The organism is Boudabousia tangfeifanii, from assembly GCF_001856685.1.
GTDB lineage: Bacteria > Actinomycetota > Actinomycetes > Actinomycetales > Actinomycetaceae > Boudabousia > Boudabousia tangfeifanii.
Map to the genome: position 1 here is coordinate 759,583 of NZ_CP017812.1, position 16,895 is coordinate 776,477.

The 16,895-nt window shown below is 47.7% G+C and carries 16 protein-coding genes and 2 tRNA genes; 9 read left to right on the plus strand and 9 right to left on the minus strand.

Going from position 1 to position 16,895, the window contains the following annotated elements:
• The first annotated feature begins 25 nt into the window (after window positions 1–25).
• Window positions 26–1,162 carry a D-alanine--D-alanine ligase family protein gene (locus BK816_RS03005; RefSeq protein ID WP_071163856.1) on the plus strand — a complete coding sequence of 379 codons (1,137 nt, stop codon included), beginning with the start codon at window positions 26–28 and terminating at the stop codon, window positions 1,160–1,162.
• 7 nt (window positions 1,163–1,169) lie between these two features.
• Here the strand turns inward: BK816_RS03005 and BK816_RS03010 are convergent, their stop codons facing one another.
• Window positions 1,170–1,529 carry a hypothetical protein gene (locus tag BK816_RS03010; RefSeq protein WP_071163857.1) on the minus strand — a complete coding sequence of 120 codons (360 nt, stop codon included), beginning with the start codon at window positions 1,527–1,529 and terminating at the stop codon, window positions 1,170–1,172.
• Between the two features lie 84 nt (window positions 1,530–1,613).
• Between BK816_RS03010 and BK816_RS03015 the strand changes: the two genes are divergently transcribed.
• Complete coding sequence (locus BK816_RS03015; protein WP_071163858.1) at window positions 1,614–2,555, plus strand: ATP-grasp domain-containing protein; 942 nt, start codon at window positions 1,614–1,616, stop codon at window positions 2,553–2,555.
• 118 nt (window positions 2,556–2,673) lie between these two features.
• A tRNA-His gene (locus tag BK816_RS03020) sits at window positions 2,674–2,749 on the plus strand.
• A gap of 38 nt (window positions 2,750–2,787) precedes the next feature.
• Here BK816_RS03020 and orn read toward each other — a convergent pair.
• A complete protein-coding gene (gene orn / locus BK816_RS03025) occupies window positions 2,788–3,411 on the minus strand; it encodes an oligoribonuclease (RefSeq protein ID WP_071163859.1) in 624 nt (207 codons plus the stop codon).
• Window positions 3,412–3,505: 94 nt separating this feature from the next.
• On the opposite strand from orn, the gene BK816_RS03030 reads away from it, so the two are divergent.
• From BK816_RS03030 to ettA, 4 genes are all read left to right on the plus strand, one after another.
• A tRNA-Arg gene (locus tag BK816_RS03030) sits at window positions 3,506–3,581 on the plus strand.
• A 1,030-nt stretch (window positions 3,582–4,611) separates the two neighbouring features.
• Window positions 4,612–6,033 carry a hypothetical protein gene (locus tag BK816_RS09290; protein ID WP_156981979.1) on the plus strand — a complete coding sequence of 474 codons (1,422 nt, stop codon included), beginning with the start codon at window positions 4,612–4,614 and terminating at the stop codon, window positions 6,031–6,033.
• An 11-nt stretch (window positions 6,034–6,044) separates the two neighbouring features.
• A complete protein-coding gene (locus tag BK816_RS03045) occupies window positions 6,045–6,590 on the plus strand; it encodes a single-stranded DNA-binding protein (protein WP_071163862.1) in 546 nt (181 codons plus the stop codon).
• 130 nt (window positions 6,591–6,720) lie between these two features.
• Window positions 6,721–8,403 (plus strand): energy-dependent translational throttle protein EttA, encoded by a 1,683-nt coding sequence (gene ettA / locus BK816_RS03050; protein WP_071163863.1) that lies wholly within the window; start codon window positions 6,721–6,723, stop codon window positions 8,401–8,403.
• A gap of 47 nt (window positions 8,404–8,450) precedes the next feature.
• On the opposite strand, the gene BK816_RS03055 is transcribed toward ettA, so the two are convergent.
• Window positions 8,451–9,419 (minus strand): acyl-CoA thioesterase, encoded by a 969-nt coding sequence (locus BK816_RS03055; protein ID WP_083379029.1) that lies wholly within the window; start codon window positions 9,417–9,419, stop codon window positions 8,451–8,453.
• A gap of 96 nt (window positions 9,420–9,515) precedes the next feature.
• Between BK816_RS03055 and malQ the strand changes: the two genes are divergently transcribed.
• Window positions 9,516–11,663 carry a 4-alpha-glucanotransferase gene (malQ, locus tag BK816_RS03060; RefSeq protein WP_071163864.1) on the plus strand — a complete coding sequence of 716 codons (2,148 nt, stop codon included), beginning with the start codon at window positions 9,516–9,518 and terminating at the stop codon, window positions 11,661–11,663.
• 68 nt (window positions 11,664–11,731) lie between these two features.
• On the opposite strand, the gene BK816_RS03065 is transcribed toward malQ, so the two are convergent.
• The 5 genes from BK816_RS03065 to BK816_RS03085 all read right to left on the minus strand — a co-directional run bounded on the left by BK816_RS03065 (window position 11,732) and on the right by BK816_RS03085 (window position 15,631).
• On the minus strand, window positions 11,732–12,190 hold the full coding sequence (locus tag BK816_RS03065) for a PTS sugar transporter subunit IIA (protein WP_071163865.1): 459 nt from the start codon (window positions 12,188–12,190) through the stop codon (window positions 11,732–11,734).
• Window positions 12,187–12,417: a PTS sugar transporter subunit IIB gene (locus tag BK816_RS03070; RefSeq protein ID WP_071163866.1), complete on the minus strand. Its 231-nt coding sequence runs from the start codon at window positions 12,415–12,417 to the stop codon at window positions 12,187–12,189. Before BK816_RS03070 ends, BK816_RS03065 begins: the two co-directional genes overlap by 4 nt.
• Before the next feature lie 96 nt (window positions 12,418–12,513).
• Complete coding sequence (locus BK816_RS03075; protein ID WP_071163867.1) at window positions 12,514–12,780, minus strand: PTS sugar transporter subunit IIB; 267 nt, start codon at window positions 12,778–12,780, stop codon at window positions 12,514–12,516.
• On the minus strand, window positions 12,777–13,511 hold the full coding sequence (locus BK816_RS03080; protein ID WP_418214807.1) for a GntR family transcriptional regulator: 735 nt from the start codon (window positions 13,509–13,511) through the stop codon (window positions 12,777–12,779). Before BK816_RS03080 ends, BK816_RS03075 begins: the two co-directional genes overlap by 4 nt.
• A 119-nt stretch (window positions 13,512–13,630) precedes the next feature.
• Window positions 13,631–15,631, minus strand: a complete 2,001-nt coding sequence (locus BK816_RS03085; RefSeq protein ID WP_071163869.1) for a M13 family metallopeptidase — start codon at window positions 15,629–15,631, stop codon at window positions 13,631–13,633.
• A 45-nt stretch (window positions 15,632–15,676) separates the two neighbouring features.
• On the opposite strand from BK816_RS03085, the gene BK816_RS03090 reads away from it, so the two are divergent.
• Window positions 15,677–16,123 (plus strand): ribose-5-phosphate isomerase, encoded by a 447-nt coding sequence (locus BK816_RS03090; protein WP_071163870.1) that lies wholly within the window; start codon window positions 15,677–15,679, stop codon window positions 16,121–16,123.
• Between the two features lie 89 nt (window positions 16,124–16,212).
• Here the strand turns inward: BK816_RS03090 and BK816_RS03095 are convergent, their stop codons facing one another.
• Window positions 16,213–16,884: a YigZ family protein gene (locus tag BK816_RS03095; protein ID WP_204377203.1), complete on the minus strand. Its 672-nt coding sequence runs from the start codon at window positions 16,882–16,884 to the stop codon at window positions 16,213–16,215.
• Window positions 16,885–16,895 lie beyond the last annotated feature (11 nt).

Here is a 16,895-nt window from a genome sequence, read left to right on the forward strand (position 1 = left end):
GTATCTTTAAAACAAGGTGGGAAACATGGAAGAATCAGTACAAACTTCAGCAAAGACTCGCGTCCTTCTCCTCTTTGGTGGGCGAAGCGGTGAGCATCCAATCTCTTGTGCCACTGCAGCTGGTGTTTTGTCTGCGATCGACCGTGAAAAATTTGAAGTAGTTCCTGTAGGAATCACTCTCGATGGACGTTGGCTACGCGTCCCAGACGATCCTGAACTTTACCGCCTAGAGGGTGGGACTGGCGCTACCATTGAACCAGGTCCACACGAATTAGCATTAACTCCAGGTACCGGTCGAGTAATCGAAATTGAATCGGTCGCCACTGGTGAATTCCCACCGACCGAACTAGCGAAGATCGATGTAGTTTTCCCACTTCTACATGGCCCTTACGGTGAAGACGGCACGCTTCAAGGCATGCTTGAAATGGCTAATCTCAAGTATGTTGGGTGCGGGGTGAGCGCCTCTGCGGTTTCCATGGCCAAGCATCTAACAAAAACAGTACTAGCTGGTCGTGGCTTGCCAGTGGGACAATGGAAGTTCATTTCTCCAAGAGAATGGGTTGAGGATCGCGAGGGCGTCCTCGGCCAATGTGAAGCACTTGGGTTGCCTCTATTTGTCAAACCCTCTCGTGCAGGATCCTCCCTCGGAATTAGTAAGGTTGAGGACTTCGCTCAGTTGGGTGAAGCGATTGATTTTGCTCGCCGTTATGATCCGCGAGTCATCGTGGAGGCAATGGCTGAGGGACGTGAAGTTGAATGCGCGGTACTTGGGGGACGAAATGGTTCTGAACCACGAGTGGCACCATTAGGAGAAATCTCAGTGGTTGGGGATGATAAATTCTACGATTACGAGACCAAATATGTTGCGCACGATGCTGTCAAGCTAAGTTGCCCAGCAAATATTGCTCCCGAAGCAGTAGACCGGATTCAAGAGGCAGCCATCGATGCTTTTGAGACTCTTGAATGTGAGGGGCTTGCCCGCGTAGATTTCTTCTACAACGATGCAAACGGACAAATCACTATCAATGAAGTCAATACCTTGCCAGGTTTTACTCCATTTTCGATGTATCCAGTAATGTGGGAAACTGCCGGATTGGCCTACCGAGATCTAGTTACCGAACTGATTGAACTAGCGCTCGAGCGTCCAGTCGGTTTACGTTAGAAATCGCCTAGTCAGTTTGTTTATTCTGCTGACGCAACTGCTCAATTTCAGCTTTTCGCTTTAAATCTTTTGCCGAGAGCTGTGATTGGGCAGTTGTTTTTGCAACCTGAGTTTGTTCCTGTGACTCTTCCCTAATCTTTTTGAACGCCTTCACATTGCCGTCCTCGTCAAACAGACGATTTTCCTTGTAAGCCCGTGAGAGGTATTTATAGGCCACCATACCGGCGGCAATCAGGAGGAGAATTAGCGCATTTCCAAGTGTTTTATTGCCATAAACGACTACTGATCCGCCAATCGCGACTACTGCAATCATGGTAATTAGTACGAGCACCGCTAGTAGCCGGTAGTATTTGCGCTTATTGTTCATTTGTCCTCCAAAGTCAACATTGGTGACTATTCTAAAGCATTTAGCACGAGAAACTCATGTCTTAGGTTCACACTTGAGATAAAAATGCGGTACGGTAAGTCCGTGAGTAAGCCAATCGTATATCTAGTAACTTCAGCTAACTATCCTTCGTTGGACGAAGATAGTGCCATTTTGGTACCTGCTCTTAAGGAACGGGGCATGGATCCACGCATCGCCGTTTGGGATGATCCGACGGTTGACTGGTCGGCTGGCTCGATGATTGTGATTCGGTCAGTCGATGATTATGCTCAGCGTCGTGATGAGTTTCTCGCATGGGCACACAGCCAGCGTCGAGTATTAAATCATCCTGATATTTTGGACTGGAATACTGACAAGCATTATCTACAAGAGCTAGCGTTACGTGGCTTGTCTACGATTCCTACGACTTGGCTAGAACCTGAACAGAATCTTACTAAACACAAGATTCACTCCCGCTTCCCGGCACTGGGAGACTTTGTAGTTAAGCCAGCTGTTTCGTCTGGAGGGCGAGATGCTGGTCGCTACACTGCGAACTCGGCGAGCTCTCGTCAAGAAGCGATCATGCATGCCGTTGAGCTCTTAGAACAAGGTCGCACTGTTATGGTGCAGCGTTACCTTGAGGAAATTGACACCCACGGTGAAATTTCCTTGATCTACGTTAATGGTTTGATTTCCCATGTCGTTGAGAAGAAGCCTATGTTGCATTCTTCGATTAATGGGCCACATGCATTAGAAACTCCAGTTGAAGAAGTTACAACTGTTCGGGAAGCCACCGCAGAAGAATGGGGCTGGGGTGAAGAAATCCGTGCAGTGCTTCATGGCTATGTTAAAGAGCGCTTGGGACATGATCAACTGTTCTTATTCAATCGAATCGATCTCGTCCGTCGGAATGGCGGGGGCTATTACGTCATGGAAGTTTCGCTAGTTGACGCCTCGCTATATCTTCGGTCTAGTGAGGATGCATTAACAAACTTTGTTGATGCGATTTCACAGCGAGCTTTCTGGTAAAAACATTCTGACCATGGTCTAGGTGTGACTTTTCGCACCTAGACCCATTTGTGTCAGTTTTGAGTTTTGCTTTTCAGTCGAGTTTGATATAGTTACTGCTCGTTGCAAAGCAACAATGGTGATCGTAGCTCAGTAGGTAGAGCATCTGGTTGTGGTCCAGAAGGTCGCGGGTTCAAGCCCCGTCGGTCACCCCATGAAAAAAGCGGATCCGATTGGATCCGCTTTTTTCATATCATGAGAAGATTTCAGTTCGAGCCGCTTTGGCTGCCTCAGTTAGTTCTTCAGAAGTTGGACCTTCGTCTTTCGGGAAGAGTGCTCTACGATAATAATCTAGTTCCATAATGGAATCTTTAATATCTCCGAGTGCTCGATGCCCACCAGTCTTATCTGGGGAATGGTAGTAGGCCTTTGGGTACCAACGACGAGCTAATTCTTTGATGGATGAAACATCAATTAGACGATAGTGTAGAAAATCAATCACTTCAGGTAGATCTCGGGAAAGGAATGCTTTATCCATGCCAACTGAGTTACCGGCAAGTAGTGCTTTTCCTGGTTCTAGATATGACTTGAGATAGTCCATTATCTGCCGATTTGCTTCGGCCATTGTGGTGGATGTATTGGCAAGATCAGTGAGCAGGCCAGATACAGTATGCATATTACGCACGAAGTCGTTCATTTGTTCCAAAGCTTCATTCGACGGTGGAATCAAGATGTCCAGCCCGTCGTCGACAGGATTTAGATTCTTGTCAGTGATGATCACAGCAACTTCAATTAATGCATCGTGTTCAAGATCAAGTCCGGTCATCTCACAGTCGATCCAGACCAAAGCGTCGGTCAATTTCTTCTTATTAGTCATGTTATTAGCTTAACGAATTTACTCTCGTTTGCGGGCTTAACGATGTGTGGAGTGATTATTGTGAGAAATCGTTGTATCATAACTGAGTTATAAAGCCTCCATAGCTCAGCGGATAGAGCAGCGGGTTTCTACCCCGCGTGTCGTGGGTTCGAGTCCTACTGGGGGCGCCAAGATAGGGCTCCAGCGTATGTTTGGAGCCCTGACTTTTCCACACTTGTATTTTTCCTCAACCCTTTCTCTGATTGAGTTTTTCGAACTAGAAATCTTGACAGCATTTTCTTGTCCGAATCTTTCTCAAAGTGAGGGGAAAAAATGCATACAAGAATCAATCGCAAGGCTTTAATAACAGTCTTGTTGACATTTGGTTTAGTCCTTGGCGTTTTCCTATCGACTCCATTGTGGGCATCGGCGGGTAACACCAAATGGACTAAAGTGGTTGGATCACCTAGCCAATATCTCAATGCTTATGTGGCAGCTGACGGAACAGTTGCGATTTGCTCTGGAGACTACCAAGGTGGTTTTAAATATTGGAAGAGTCATAACGGAAAAATCGACTTCCAACAGGTTGTTATTAATGCCGGAAAGACTGCGCCAAGAAATCGGGTTACAGATAAAGGAGCTGTACGCCGAACTGCGGTTGTTAAAAGTGATAAGTCTTGGCAACTTTCAACTTTGCTTTTTCGTCAGCAGAGCACTGCAAGAAAAGGTGGTTTAGCAGCCGAATCATTAGTTTACGCAGCTGCAGATTTATTGACTGCTGGCCATTTTCGCGGGATGGGAAAACCGGTTGACGGCGGAAAACTTTCCCGAAAAATGCTAGCTGACGCAAATATGTGGTCTGGGCCTTGGAAGGTAAGTGCCTTGCTCAATACTGACCATTTACAAAGTATCACCGGACTTGGAGTTAAAGGAAGAACCGGTAAATTTTTGCCTGGCTTACCGATCAACCTAACCTTGGAAGGGGCAACTTTTCCCAATGGGAAAACTACGACTCAGTTGGTTTCAAAGTCAAGCCCTATGAAAGTTCAAATTAATAGTGATCGCGGTTCACTTGTGAAGCTGGCTGTAGAAGTGCGAGAACTTCCTCCTACCACCTTCAGAATTTTGCAACACCCTCAAGCACAGGACCTGGTTACCGCTGGAATCGGTAAATCGACTATACGCTTCAAAGCTAGCAAGAGAGATCAAAGGAAAGCCTTTGTGCCAAAGATTAGAACGAAAGCCAGCACCACCAATGACGAGAAACAGTCGGTGGTATTCCATGACGAAGTTCGAGTCACTGTGGCCAGCGGTAACTGGCCACGTGGACGAGATGGCAAGTTCTTACCTATAAGACTTGATGGAGCACTCTATCACACAGGACAGTCCCGTCCAGCAACGGCACAAGTCGTACCAGCTAACGCAGAGGCGGTTTTTGTTACCCATCCAGTCGTTCAGACGAAAGATGGGCGAACCGGGATACTGAAGGTCAAGAAATCGCTAAAAGATGCCAATGGTTACTACACCTGGGTTTGGGCAATCAGACCAGAACACCAAAATCAAGGCGATGCCCAAAATGCAATTCGACTTGAGGTTAGAGAGAACCTTGGAGAACCAACACAAACAGTATTTGTTGAACAAAAACATCGGAAGCCGGCGCCTAAGGTGAAGGTGGTTCCTAAGCCGGCGCCTAAGGTGAAGGTGGTTCCTAAGCCGGCGCCTAAGGTGAAGGTGGTTCCTAAGCCGGCGCCTAAGGTGAAGGTGGTTCCTAAGCCGGCGCCTAAGGTGAAGGTGGTTCCTAAGCCGGCGCCTAAGGTGAAGGTGGTTCCTAAGCCGGCGCCTAAGGTGAAGGTGGTTCCTAAGCCGGCGCCTAAGGTGAAGGTGGTTCCTAAGCCGGCGCCTAAGGTGAAGGTGGTTCCTAAGCCGGCGCCTAAGGTGAAGGTGGTTCCTAAGCCGGCGCCTAAGGTGAAGGTGGTTCCTAAGCCGGCGCCTAAGGTGAAGGTGGTTCCTAAGCCGGTACCTAAGGTGAAGGTGGTTCCTAAGCCGGCGCCTAAGGTGAAGGTGGTTCCTAAGCCGGTACCTAAGGTGAAGGTGGTTCCTAAGCCGGCGCCTAAGGTGAAGGTGGTTCCTAAGCCGGTACCTAAGGTGAAGGTGGTTCCTAAGTCTGAAACAGTCGAGTTGGTTACCGGAACACCAGAGCATAGTGTGAGGTGCGAAGATAATACACCTGAGAATGGGACGATTGAGCAGATCCCGGCTAAATCGCAGAAAAAGTCTAAGAAGCAGCGACCTCCTCGAGCTGTAAAGACAGTTGAAACGCCACCGAACCCTAAGCTTTCTGAAGTTGTGTCGGCGCAGTCTATTGAGCCACAAAATAGCACTGTCGAAAAGCAACAAACTGTTTTTACTCCAGAAAAAGCAAATGAGGAGCCTGATTCTTCTAGTGCTCTATCACGTGAAGTTAAAACGGAAAAGGTATCCGAACCCAAAACTAATCCGGATCAGAAAAATGCAACCCTTTCTCAGCCACAACTTGCTAATACCGGTTCTAGTCCTTTGGGCTATGCAGCACTATCGCTTTCTTTGGCAGCTTTGGGAGCATTGACTTTGGCTGCAGCCGGAAGCAAAAAGAAAACTAAGTGAAAGGAAATGAAATGACTAGTATGACTACCTTTGTACGTGGGCATTTGGGCAGTTCTCCAGAAATGTTTAGCGTAAAAGAAGAAGGGCGGAGCCCAGGGGTAAGATTTCGGCTTGCAGTAACTGAAAGCTATCGAGATGCGCAAGGTGAATGGAAACAACGTGAAACCCAATGGATGACAGTGAAGGCTTGGGGGAGTCTAGCGCAGAACGTTTTTGCTTCTTTGAAAAAAGGAGACCCGGTTGTAGTTATGGGTCGGTCTGCTTTGGAAAGCTGGACAAACTCCGATGGACAAGAGCGTTCGGCGCTGGTTGTCACAGCTTCAAGCGCTGGATTAGACTTGGCAAGATGTACGGCTTTGAAGACTGCTTCTATCCAAGAACTGACGCGTGCCCAAGCTGAAAAACTAGGTGAGATTAATTCGAGTCCCTTTAATTCATCGAACTATGAGGGAAATATTAGTATCGAGGATCCACAGGGAGCCTTAAATTCTGATAAACAGGAGGAAAAAGGCAGTCTAGAGGAGCCATCACTAAATGGGGATGAGGCTCCCTTCTAAGGTTATGTTGGGTTGGAGAACTGAAAACAGTCTCCAACCCAACATAATGATTCTACTAAGTGGGTCGCCATAAGAGATAAAAAGGCACTAGAATATAAGAGAATTTGCCCGCTAAATATTTTGGAGAATCGTGGCTGAGTACATCTATTCAATGGTCCGTGCCCGCAAGGCACATGGCGACAAGGTCATTCTTGATGACGTTACCATGGCATTCTTGCCTGGTGCTAAGATCGGCATGGTTGGCCCCAACGGTGCCGGTAAATCGTCAATCCTAAAGATCATGGCTGGTTTAGACCAGCCTTCAAACGGTGAAGCACGACTAACCCCTGGCTATTCGGTCGGAATTCTCATGCAGGAACCTCCTTTGAACGAGGAAAAGACTGTTCTTGGGAATGTTGAAGAGGGCGTAGCAGAACTTAAACAAAAGCTAGATCGTTATAACGAAATCTCGGCTTTGATGTGCGAACCTGATGCGGATTTTGACGCGCTGATGGCTGAAATGGGAACCTTGCAAGACGAGATCGAAGCTGCAAATGGTTGGGAGCTTGAATCGCGTCTTGAACAAGCAATGGATGCGCTACGTTGCCCTCCGCCGGACGCAGATGTAAAAGTACTTTCCGGCGGTGAACGGCGCCGTGTTGCGCTCTGTAAGCTCCTTTTGGAACAGCCCGATTTGTTGTTGCTAGACGAACCGACAAACCATCTGGATGCAGAATCCGTACTTTGGCTAGAACAGCACCTCGAGAGCTATCCAGGCGCTGTCATCGCGGTAACCCACGACCGCTACTTCTTGGACCACGTCGCTGAATGGATTGCTGAAGTTGACCGTGGACGTCTTTACCCATATGAGGGCAACTATTCTACCTACCTAGAGAAAAAAGAAGCTCGTTTACAGGTACAAGGTAAGAAGGACGCTAAACTTGCTAAGCGCCTGAAGGAAGAACTCGAGTGGGTTCGATCAAATGCAAAGGGTCGTCAGGCAAAGAGTAAGGCTCGTCTGGCTCGATACGAGGAAATGGCTGCCGAGGCTGAGCGGACACGTAAACTTGACTTTGAAGAAATCCAGATTCCACCCGGTCCGCGTCTAGGAACGGTAGTCCTGGAAGCAAAGAATCTTCGAAAGGGATTTGGCGACAGAGTACTCATCGAAGACCTCACCTTCTCTCTTCCCCGAAACGGTATCGTGGGTATTATCGGCCCTAATGGTGTTGGTAAGACTACCTTGTTTAAGACTCTAGTTGGTTTAGAACCTCTTGATGACGGTGAGCTAACGATTGGCGATACGGTCAAGATTTCATATGTTGACCAAACTCGTGCTGGCATTGATCCAGAAAAGAATGTTTGGGAAGTTGTTTCTGACGGTCTAGACTTCATTAAAGTAGGTAATGTCGAAATGCCTTCGCGTGCCTACGTTTCTGCCTTTGGTTTTAAAGGTCCTGACCAGCAAAAGCCGGCAGGTGTTCTATCAGGCGGTGAACGAAACCGACTAAACCTAGCGTTAACCCTAAAGCAGGGGGGTAACCTCTTGCTACTTGACGAACCTACCAACGACCTCGACGTGGAAACTTTAGGTTCACTTGAAAACGCGTTGCTTGATTTCCCTGGTTGTGCTGTGGTTATTACACACGATCGCTGGTTCCTAGATCGCGTTGCTACCCATATTCTGGCCTACGAAGGTACCGATGAAAATCCGGCAGCTTGGCACTGGTTCGAAGGTAACTTCGAAGCCTATGAGAAGAATAAGGTCGAACGACTAGGAGTTGAAGCGGCTCGTCCACATCGAGTAACTCACCGTAAGTTGACCCGAGACTAGATCAATATATTTGGGGGGAAAGCGAGATTTGCTTTCCCCCCAAATATTTATTGTTTTAAACCTCTGCCATCAAATGCCCAGCGACCGGCATCTTCTGTGGCTAAACGAATCATAGCTTCTTGCGTCATTGAGCTTACGAGATTACCTGTTTGGTCATAGACCTTTGCCTCGGAAATACCTCTAGCGCCTCCCGCAAAGGGTGAGTTACCAACAAATAAATGCCACTCATTAATATTGATACTGCGATGGAACCACATTGCGTGGTCTAAGGAAGCTAGGGCTAATCCATCGGACATCCAACAGAGCCCAGATCTTCTTAGTAGTGGTTCCATCATCAATTGGTCAATCACGTATGCTAATAATGCTTTATGTATTATCTGTTGGCTCTCAATAGGTATTTCAATCCTAGGTTTAAACCAAACCAAATGGGGTGCATGAGGATCACGTGCAGATTTTGTGTAGACATGTCCGTTCGCATGTCTGATATCAAAAACACTTGTTCTACCTAAAAATTTTCCTACAGGATTATCTACCAATCTAAAAACATCGAGATTTGAAGACAAGCTTTCTGGAGCGAGCACTTCGGGACTCGAACTAGTATGAGATGGTCCTTCCTGTGGGCGCTGGAATGAGGCGTTTTGAGTCATTAATTGCCGGTCATCCTGACTAGCAATAGCCATTCTCGTGATGAATGAACGACCTGTGCGAAGTTCATTAATCTTAAAATCAACCGGCTTGCTCGGATCGCCTGCCCGCATAAATGTCGTGTGGATTGAATGTAAATGATCTTGGACTTCTGGATCCACGGTATGCGCCGCAGCCACAATCCCTTGAGACAATAACTGTCCTCCGTAGATATGAGCAAAGAGCTGGGGCAAGCTCTCTCCTTTGTATGAGAGAGGGGAAAACTTGGTCAGGTTAATGGCCCGCAAAACTCCAGATAATGGTTCTTGATCAGTTTGCGGTACTTTAAGGACATGCTCAGAAGTATTCACATCGACCATATTACCGGTCATTTCAAATCTTGTGAGCAATAATTAAGCCAACTCACTGAGCCGTACCATGCCAGACAAGTATAATAAAGGGCGAAGCCTAAACGGTAAGGAGAAGTAATGCCTGCACAGCCCTGGGGGGAAGAAGCCACCTATTTGCTGCGCCAGCTGGCGGATAAGTATGGGGTAAGTACTCATTTTTGGGATTACCATGGGAACTACCAAGGAGTGAGCGACCAAACCATTATTGCGGTTCTGACAGCCCTTGGGATTACGTTACCTGCCGAGCCTACTATCGCCGAGCTGGAGAAACTGCTTAAAGACGCAGAGTTACGTGCATGGCGTCAAGTGCTTCCACCAACCACAGTAATTCGACATGGCGAACCTAGTCGTTTGGCGATACATGTGCCGCATGGGACTCGCGTTTGGGCGCATCTGGACTTGGAAGAAGGCGGCCGCTGGGAGCTTTCTCAGGCAGACGTTTTTGTTGAGCCACAGGAAATTGATGGCCAGTTGATTGGCCGCGCGACCTTTGATTTGCCATCTAATCTACCGTTGGGATATCACACATTAGTTTCAGATCACGAGGATGGCAGCTGGCATAAAGCGCATCTTTTTGTCGTTCCGAGCCAAATCGATCCTCAAGGATTAGTAGGTCATCAGCGCCGGTGGGGCGTAGCCGCCCAACTATATTCGGTCATGTCTAAAGGCAGCTGGGGAATTGGAGATGCCTCTGACTTAGCTGATCTCGCGTCGTGGACAGCTAATCAAGGTGCTGACTTCCTACTAATTAATCCTTTACATGCGGCAGAACCGGTTCCGCCAGTCTCTAACTCTCCTTACTTACCGGTGACCCGTCGATGGATTAATCCTCAATATATTCGTCCTGAATTGATTGAAGAATCGATTTCTTTGGCGAAATCTGACTTTAGGTTACTCTCTGACCTAGCGGCACAAGCGTCATCAGAGATTGCTGCTGGTATCACGGAGATTGATCGTGATCGATCTTGGGATTTGAAACTACAAGCGTTAGAGAAAATCTTCGCGCTGCCGCGAACTTATGCACGAGAGGCAAGTTTCCAACGCTTCTGTCAGCTCGGTGGGGAAGATCTAGAAAAGTTTGCTACTTGGTCTGCTCTCTACGAACAAGCTCGTGCTACCGGAGCAACAGGGCCTTTGCCAACATGGGAAGAACTATCCAACGAAGCGATTCGACAATTGGCGCCTAGAGTGACGTTCTTTAAATGGCTTCAATGGGTAATGGATGAGCAGCTAGATCGAGCACAAGAAATGTCTCGAGAAGCAGGAATGAGCATTGGCATTATCCACGATTTGGCTGTTGGGGTACATCCTTTTGGTGCTGATCTTTGGTCACACCCGCAGAATTTTGCGTCAGGTATGGCGGTCGGTGCACCACCTGACATGTATAACCAACATGGGCAAAATTGGTCCCAACCACCTTGGTCGCCAACAGCTCTTGAAGCAAACGGATACGAGCCTTTCCGCAAGATGTTAGCAAAAGTTATGGCGCATGCCGGTGGCGTTCGCATTGACCATATTCTTGGGCTCTTTCGACTTTGGTGGATTCCTTCGGGAATGTCTCCTTCTGAGGGAACTTATGTTAAGTATGACCATGAAGCAATGCTTGGCATCCTGCTTTTGGAGGCTGCCCGAGCTCAGGTATTAGTCATTGGTGAAGATCTTGGCACTGTTGAACCATGGGTTCGTGATTATTTGGCAGCTCGTGGAGTACTAGGCACCTCGGTGTTCTGGTTCGAGCGTGATCATACTGGGGATTTCCTTTACCCAGATCAGTATCGAAAGAATGTTTTGGCAACTCTTAATACGCATGATTTGCCGCCGACCGCTGGCTACCTTGAAGGTGTCCACACCTTACTTCGTGAGAAACTGGGTTTGCTGGCCGAGGACGTTAAAACTGTTTTGGCGGAAGACGCTAAAGAGATTAACTTGATGCGTCAAAAGCTTGCTGAGTTGGGTATTTTACCTGATGGTCAACAGGTTTCTAATGCTGAAATGATTGATCGACTAAATGAGTTTATGGCGCGCACTCCGTCACTTTTGACTGCTATGTCATTAGTGGATGCGGTTGGGGAGAAGCGTCCGCAAAATCAACCAGGAACCTTTATGGAGTATCCGAATTGGTGCGTGCCTTTGGGCGATGAGCAAGGGCAGACTATCTTCCTAGAAAAGATGGTGGCTGACGTCAAATGTGCTCATGCTCTTCGCCATCTTGGTGAAGTTATGTAGTCTATTTGTTAACAGAGATAAAAATGTTGGGGAACCCTTAATGGGTTCCCCAACATTTTTATGCTTGCTTAGTTGACTCGTAGGATCGGGTCACCCGCAGCTACTACCGAGCCAAGGGGAACCAATACTTCGAGGTTGTCCTTGGTAGCTTCCATTGCGATCACGGGGACGATCGGATTACGACCGCCCTTTTCAATCTCGGAAGGGTTCCAAGTAATCATGTCGTCTCCGGCCTTGACCTCGGTCTTATTCTCTTGATGGAGAGTGAATCCCGCTCCTTCGAGAGTAACGGTATCGAGGCCAAGGTGTACTAGCACGCCCTTTTTGTCGGAGGTGAGTAGTACAAAAGCGTGAGGATGGATTTTCATAATCTTTCCATCCGTAGGGCTGACGGTGGTGACATCCCCTTCAGCATCGGGAATGATTGCCACGCCTGGACCTACGATCTCGCCAGAGAATACTGGGTCGGGAACTTCGCTGAGTGCTACTACCTTGCCGCTCAGGGGAGCGTTAAAGGTAGTGCTCAACGTAGGTCCTCCATGTCTTCTGCGATGGTGTCAGCGTTAGGGCCAACCACAACCTGGATGGCGTTACCAACGTGAACGACACCGAAGGCGCCTGCTGCCTTGAGAGCAGCTTCGTTGACTAGGGAATCGTCAGATAGTTCGACACGTAGGCGGGTGATGCAAGGTTCGAGGTCTTCGATATTGTCCCAGCCACCTAGTGCTTCCAAAATGCTTTCTGCCTGGCTCATGTTTTCTCCTTCGAAAATGAATCCGCGTTTACGGATGGTTCTTTTTAGCGAGCTCTGGTGCCCAAGTGGACTAGACCAGTGCATGTGTTAAAGGTATCAGATAATTTCTGTTTTTTCATCATCTGCCGACCAGATTTCTTGAGATATCTGTTCAGCAATTAGTTCCGCGTGTGGACCTACTACGATTTGGATGCCGACGCCATGCTGCATTAAGCCGTGACACCCCGAGGCACGTAACTGTTTGGAGTCAATTTTTTCAGTGCTGTGGACTTCAATTCTTAGTCGAGTGATGCATGGTTCTATCTCGACAATATTTTCTGGTCCACCTAATCCGGAGATTAGTAAGTCGATGTTGGTCATCATTTCCTCCTCGTGTTGGGGAGCTGCTGGCCCGACATGGTAGGGCTGGGGGATGAAACTGGGACCCATAGTGAGTAACGGTCGTGACGGTATAGCGTTTTGGAGCACAGTACGGCGGTTTCCCCGCTGAAAGTCCGCCTAGTAACGTAAAGACCGGCCTGCGGTGGGGTTTGTTCTAGGAGCTCTGCTTCCTCGTCTGTAATTAGCTTTGTGGTGATGGTGTCTTCACCCCATTGAGGCGGCATACCGTGTTGTTTTAAGGTGGCATAGAGACTTGCGGGCATGCCTTCTGTTAGCAATCCTGGAGCCAGTTTTGCTGGCATCCAGTCTTCCTGGATCGAAATAGGCATGCCGCTGCCGTAACGTACTCGGCGAAAATGGTAGACCGGTACTCCGATACTTGTTTCGAGAGCAGTTGCCACCACCGGGTCTGCTTCAGTCTCTTCTGCTTGTAGATAGCGGGCCGAGGGCGAGAGTCCTCGTTTGCTCATTTCTTCAGCAAAAGATGAGAGTCGTAACTGCAGGTCAATATGTGGTCTGGACACAAAAGTGCCCCGTCCCTGTACGCGTTCTAGGAGGCCTTCGTTAACTAATGCATCCGTAGCTTGGCGCACGGTCATTCTTGATACACCGAATTGTTTGCAGAGTTCACGTTCAGAGGGCAACGGTGCCCCGACTTGCAAACCTGATTCGATGAGCGCGCGAAGATGCTCGCGAACTTGATCGTGCTTCAACTGTATCACCCCTTTGAGATCCCAAGTTGTCCCTCTAGTTTAGCGATAAAAGCGGATTTTCTCACTACAAAAATTGTTGGGGCCAAAGCGAAAACTTTGACCCCAACAAAATAATTATGTCACCAGATGGTCACGCGATCTTCTGGATCTAACCAGAGCTTGTCGTCTTTAGTTACTCCGAATACTTCGTAGAAGGAATCGAGGTTCGAGACGATACCGTTGCAACGGAATTCTCCAGGCGAATGGGGATCGATGGTAAGTAGATGCTTAGCGATCTCTTCACGTGCTTTGGTACGCCAAATTAGACCCCATGAGACAAAGAATGCTTGGGCTGCGGCGATACCATCAACTTCAGGAGCATCTTCCCATTTTTCGATTCCTCGATCCTTGAGCGAAAGTAGCCAAGCCTTCCAAGCAATAGCTAAGCCGCCGAGATCGCCGATATTCTCACCAATAGTAAATTCGCCATTGACCTTGTATTCATCAGAGAGATTACGAGGTGAGAACTGGTTGTATTGATCAATGAGCTTCTTAGTACGCTTTTCAAACTCTGCACGGTCTTCAGCTGTCCACCAGTCGCGTAGTGCGCCTTTACCGTCATATTTGCTGCCCTGATCATCGAATCCGTGGCCAATTTCGTGACCAATAACCGCGCCGATACCAGCATAGTTAATGGCATCCGCTGCTTCTGGATCGAAGAAGGGAGGCTGTAGGATAGCAGCAGGGAAGACAATCTCATTGTTTACCGGATTGTAGTAGGCATTAACTTCCTGTGGATCCATATGCCATTCATCTGGATTAATCGGGTCGCCAATTCTTCTGAGCTCAAAGTCAGTTTCAAAGCGGGCGCTTTCACGTGCCATTTCTACTAATGATTTATCAGCTAGCTTTAAGCTGCTGTAGTCACGCCAGCTATTGGGGTAACCGATCTTTGGATTGAATTTTGCAAGCTTATCCAATGCTTCTTCGCGGGTTTCTGCTCCCATCCAGTCAAGGGTCTGGATTGATTGGCGATATGCTTCGGTGAGATTTTCAACTAGAACTTCCATTTTGGCTTTATTCGCAGGTGGGAAGTGTCGAGCCACATATAGTCGGCCTAGCCCTTGGCCGATCATATCTTGCACAAGGCTAACTCCTCGCTTCCAGCGGGCGCGTAGTTCTTGAGCTCCAGTTAGCTGCTTGCTCCAGAAATCAAAGTCGGCAAGTACTAGTTCACTAGTTAAAAGTCGAGAGTTAGACTTCGCGATTTTCCAACGTAGCCATAGCTGAAGAGTGGATAGCTCTGTCTTTGCGTATAGCTTAGCCAATCCAGAGAAAAAGTCGGGCTGGCGAACAACTAGCTTGGCTAGTTGTTCAGCTGGCAGATCGAGGCCTTTTACCCATTGTTCCCATGGGAAATCAGAGGCGCTAGCAACCAGTTCATCCCATGTCATTTGGTTATTGGTCTGTGAAATGTCTCGAGCACGGACACGATCCCAATGAAGATCAGCAATCGAAGTTTCAAATTCGAGAATGGTCTTGGCGGCTTTTTCAGCCTCGGCCTCGGAAACCACACCGGCTAGAGGGAGGAACTTAGTAAGGTATTCTAGGTAAGCTTCTCGAGTACCAGCCTGCGTTTCATCATGATAGAAGGACTCGTCTGGTAGTGAAAGACCACCTTGGTGGAAATAAGGGTGGTAGGTACCGGGATCGTTTGAGTTGTTTTCAACGTAGAAACCAAAAAGGTTGCCGGACCCATGACGAGTTTCAACACCGAGCAGGTACCCAAACTCTTCGTGAGATTCAGTTTGGTTGACTGCTTCATAAAGGGGCAGCAAATCGGAAATGCCACGTTCTTCAATAGTCTTTTCGTCGAGGAAGGAATTGTAGATGAGGCTGATCTTTTCAGCATCAGCATCCTCAATCTTGCCCTCTGCACATTCTTTGATGATTTGGTTTACATTCTCTTCCGACTGATCAAAGAGATCATAGAAGGCACCATGCATTGGACGATCTGAGGGGATTTCAAAAGTTTCCAGCCACTGGCCATTAACTGCTCCGAAGAGGTCATCTTGCGGGCGAATACTCGCGTCCCCTCCCGAAAGCAATGGTGAATTAAAGTTTAAAGTTGTATTTTTCATGCCGTTAATCTTACATGTAGGACTAAAGTAAGGCACAATTGAGGTATGAGAATTCATCTAGGAACTGACCATGCTGGTTTTGAGTTAAAGAATCGTCTCGCAGATTATCTTCGAGATCAAGGACATGAAGTCGTCGACCATGGGGCACATTCTTATGAGCCGTTGGACGATTATCCGGCTTTTTGTATTGCCGCTGCTCAGGGAGTAGTTGCAGATCCTGGAAGTCTAGGGATTGTTATTGGTGGCTCAGGTAATGGTGAGCAAATTGCCGCCAATAAGGTTAAGGGTGCTCGTTGTGCCTTGGCCTGGTCGGTTGAGACTGCCAAACTTGCTCGAGAGCATAATAATGCCAACTTGATGGGCATTGGCGGGCGAATGCATACTTGGGAAGCAGCAGTCGAAATTATTGACGCCTTCTTATCAGAACCTTTTAGTGAAGATGAACGACACATTCGTCGTATTGAACAGATTTCTGAATTCGAAGTGAAATAGACGAGAACATTTTGGGGCCGAAGAAGATATCTTCCTCGGCCCCATTTTTATCTAAAGTTTGATAACTAGTTAGGTGATGAGGTGAAGATTCATCGCTTTACTTCTTGATATTTAACACCAATCTTTTGTAGTTGATATGCACCTTTGGTGAGGTTAGCAATAAATGGTTCTAGAAGAGTTTCTTCTGAAGGGGGACATGCCAGCTTAAGAGTGATGGATCGGCTGGTGTATTCGGTGTCAATCACCTCGATGATCTCGTGACTGCGCAGTTGTGACTCTAATTGACCTGCTAAGGAAATATGCGCTTCGAGTAAGAAACAAGATAGCTTTTTGAGTTGAAAAAGTGGCGCAAGTTCGATCGCTTTACTTACGCTATCGCCGTAAGCGCGAACTAGACCACCGGTTCCCAGCAGAGTGCCACCAAAATATCGGGTACAAACTGCGGTGACATTCACTAGTTCGTGGCCTACTAGGACCTCCAACATGGGCTTTCCAGCGGTTTGGCTTGGTTCGCCATCGTCGTTGGATCTAAGAATATTATTAGGATCACCGTGGATTACAAATGCGGTGCAGTGGTGCCGTGCATCAGGAAACTCTTTGCGAATTGAATCGATGAAATCACGGGCATCGTCTTCCGTTTCAGTCCTAAGCATTGAAGTGATAAATCTTGAGCGTTTAACCTCAATCTCGTTTCGGATTAGCTTTTTGGCAGGAAGAATTAGCATAATCACTAGTGTGACAAAAAGGGCGATATTTGGCATACCGAAAACTT

What these genes read in the sequence shown, in the direction of transcription:
- BK816_RS03015 (WP_071163858.1), top strand. Translation starts at nt 1,614, where the DNA reads ATGCGGTACGGTAAGTCCGTGAGTAAGCCAATCGTATATCTAGTAACT.
- BK816_RS03010 (WP_071163857.1), bottom strand. Translation starts at nt 1,529, where the DNA reads ATGAACAATAAGCGCAAATACTACCGGCTACTAGCGGTGCTCGTACTA.
- BK816_RS03070 (WP_071163866.1), bottom strand. Translation starts at nt 12,417, where the DNA reads ATGAGCCAGGCAGAAAGCATTTTGGAAGCACTAGGTGGCTGGGACAAT.
- BK816_RS03085 (WP_071163869.1), bottom strand. Translation starts at nt 15,631, where the DNA reads ATGAAAAATACAACTTTAAACTTTAATTCACCATTGCTTTCGGGAGGG.
- BK816_RS03045 (WP_071163862.1), top strand. Translation starts at nt 6,045, where the DNA reads ATGACTAGTATGACTACCTTTGTACGTGGGCATTTGGGCAGTTCTCCA.
- BK816_RS03090 (WP_071163870.1), top strand. Translation starts at nt 15,677, where the DNA reads ATGAGAATTCATCTAGGAACTGACCATGCTGGTTTTGAGTTAAAGAAT.
- orn (WP_071163859.1), bottom strand. Translation starts at nt 3,411, where the DNA reads ATGACTAATAAGAAGAAATTGACCGACGCTTTGGTCTGGATCGACTGT.
- BK816_RS03055 (WP_083379029.1), bottom strand. Translation starts at nt 9,419, where the DNA reads ATGACCGGTAATATGGTCGATGTGAATACTTCTGAGCATGTCCTTAAA.
- BK816_RS03005 (WP_071163856.1), top strand. Translation starts at nt 26, where the DNA reads ATGGAAGAATCAGTACAAACTTCAGCAAAGACTCGCGTCCTTCTCCTC.
- BK816_RS03095 (WP_204377203.1), bottom strand. Translation starts at nt 16,884, where the DNA reads ATGCCAAATATCGCCCTTTTTGTCACACTAGTGATTATGCTAATTCTT.
- BK816_RS03075 (WP_071163867.1), bottom strand. Translation starts at nt 12,780, where the DNA reads ATGATGACCAACATCGACTTACTAATCTCCGGATTAGGTGGACCAGAA.
- malQ (WP_071163864.1), top strand. Translation starts at nt 9,516, where the DNA reads ATGCCTGCACAGCCCTGGGGGGAAGAAGCCACCTATTTGCTGCGCCAG.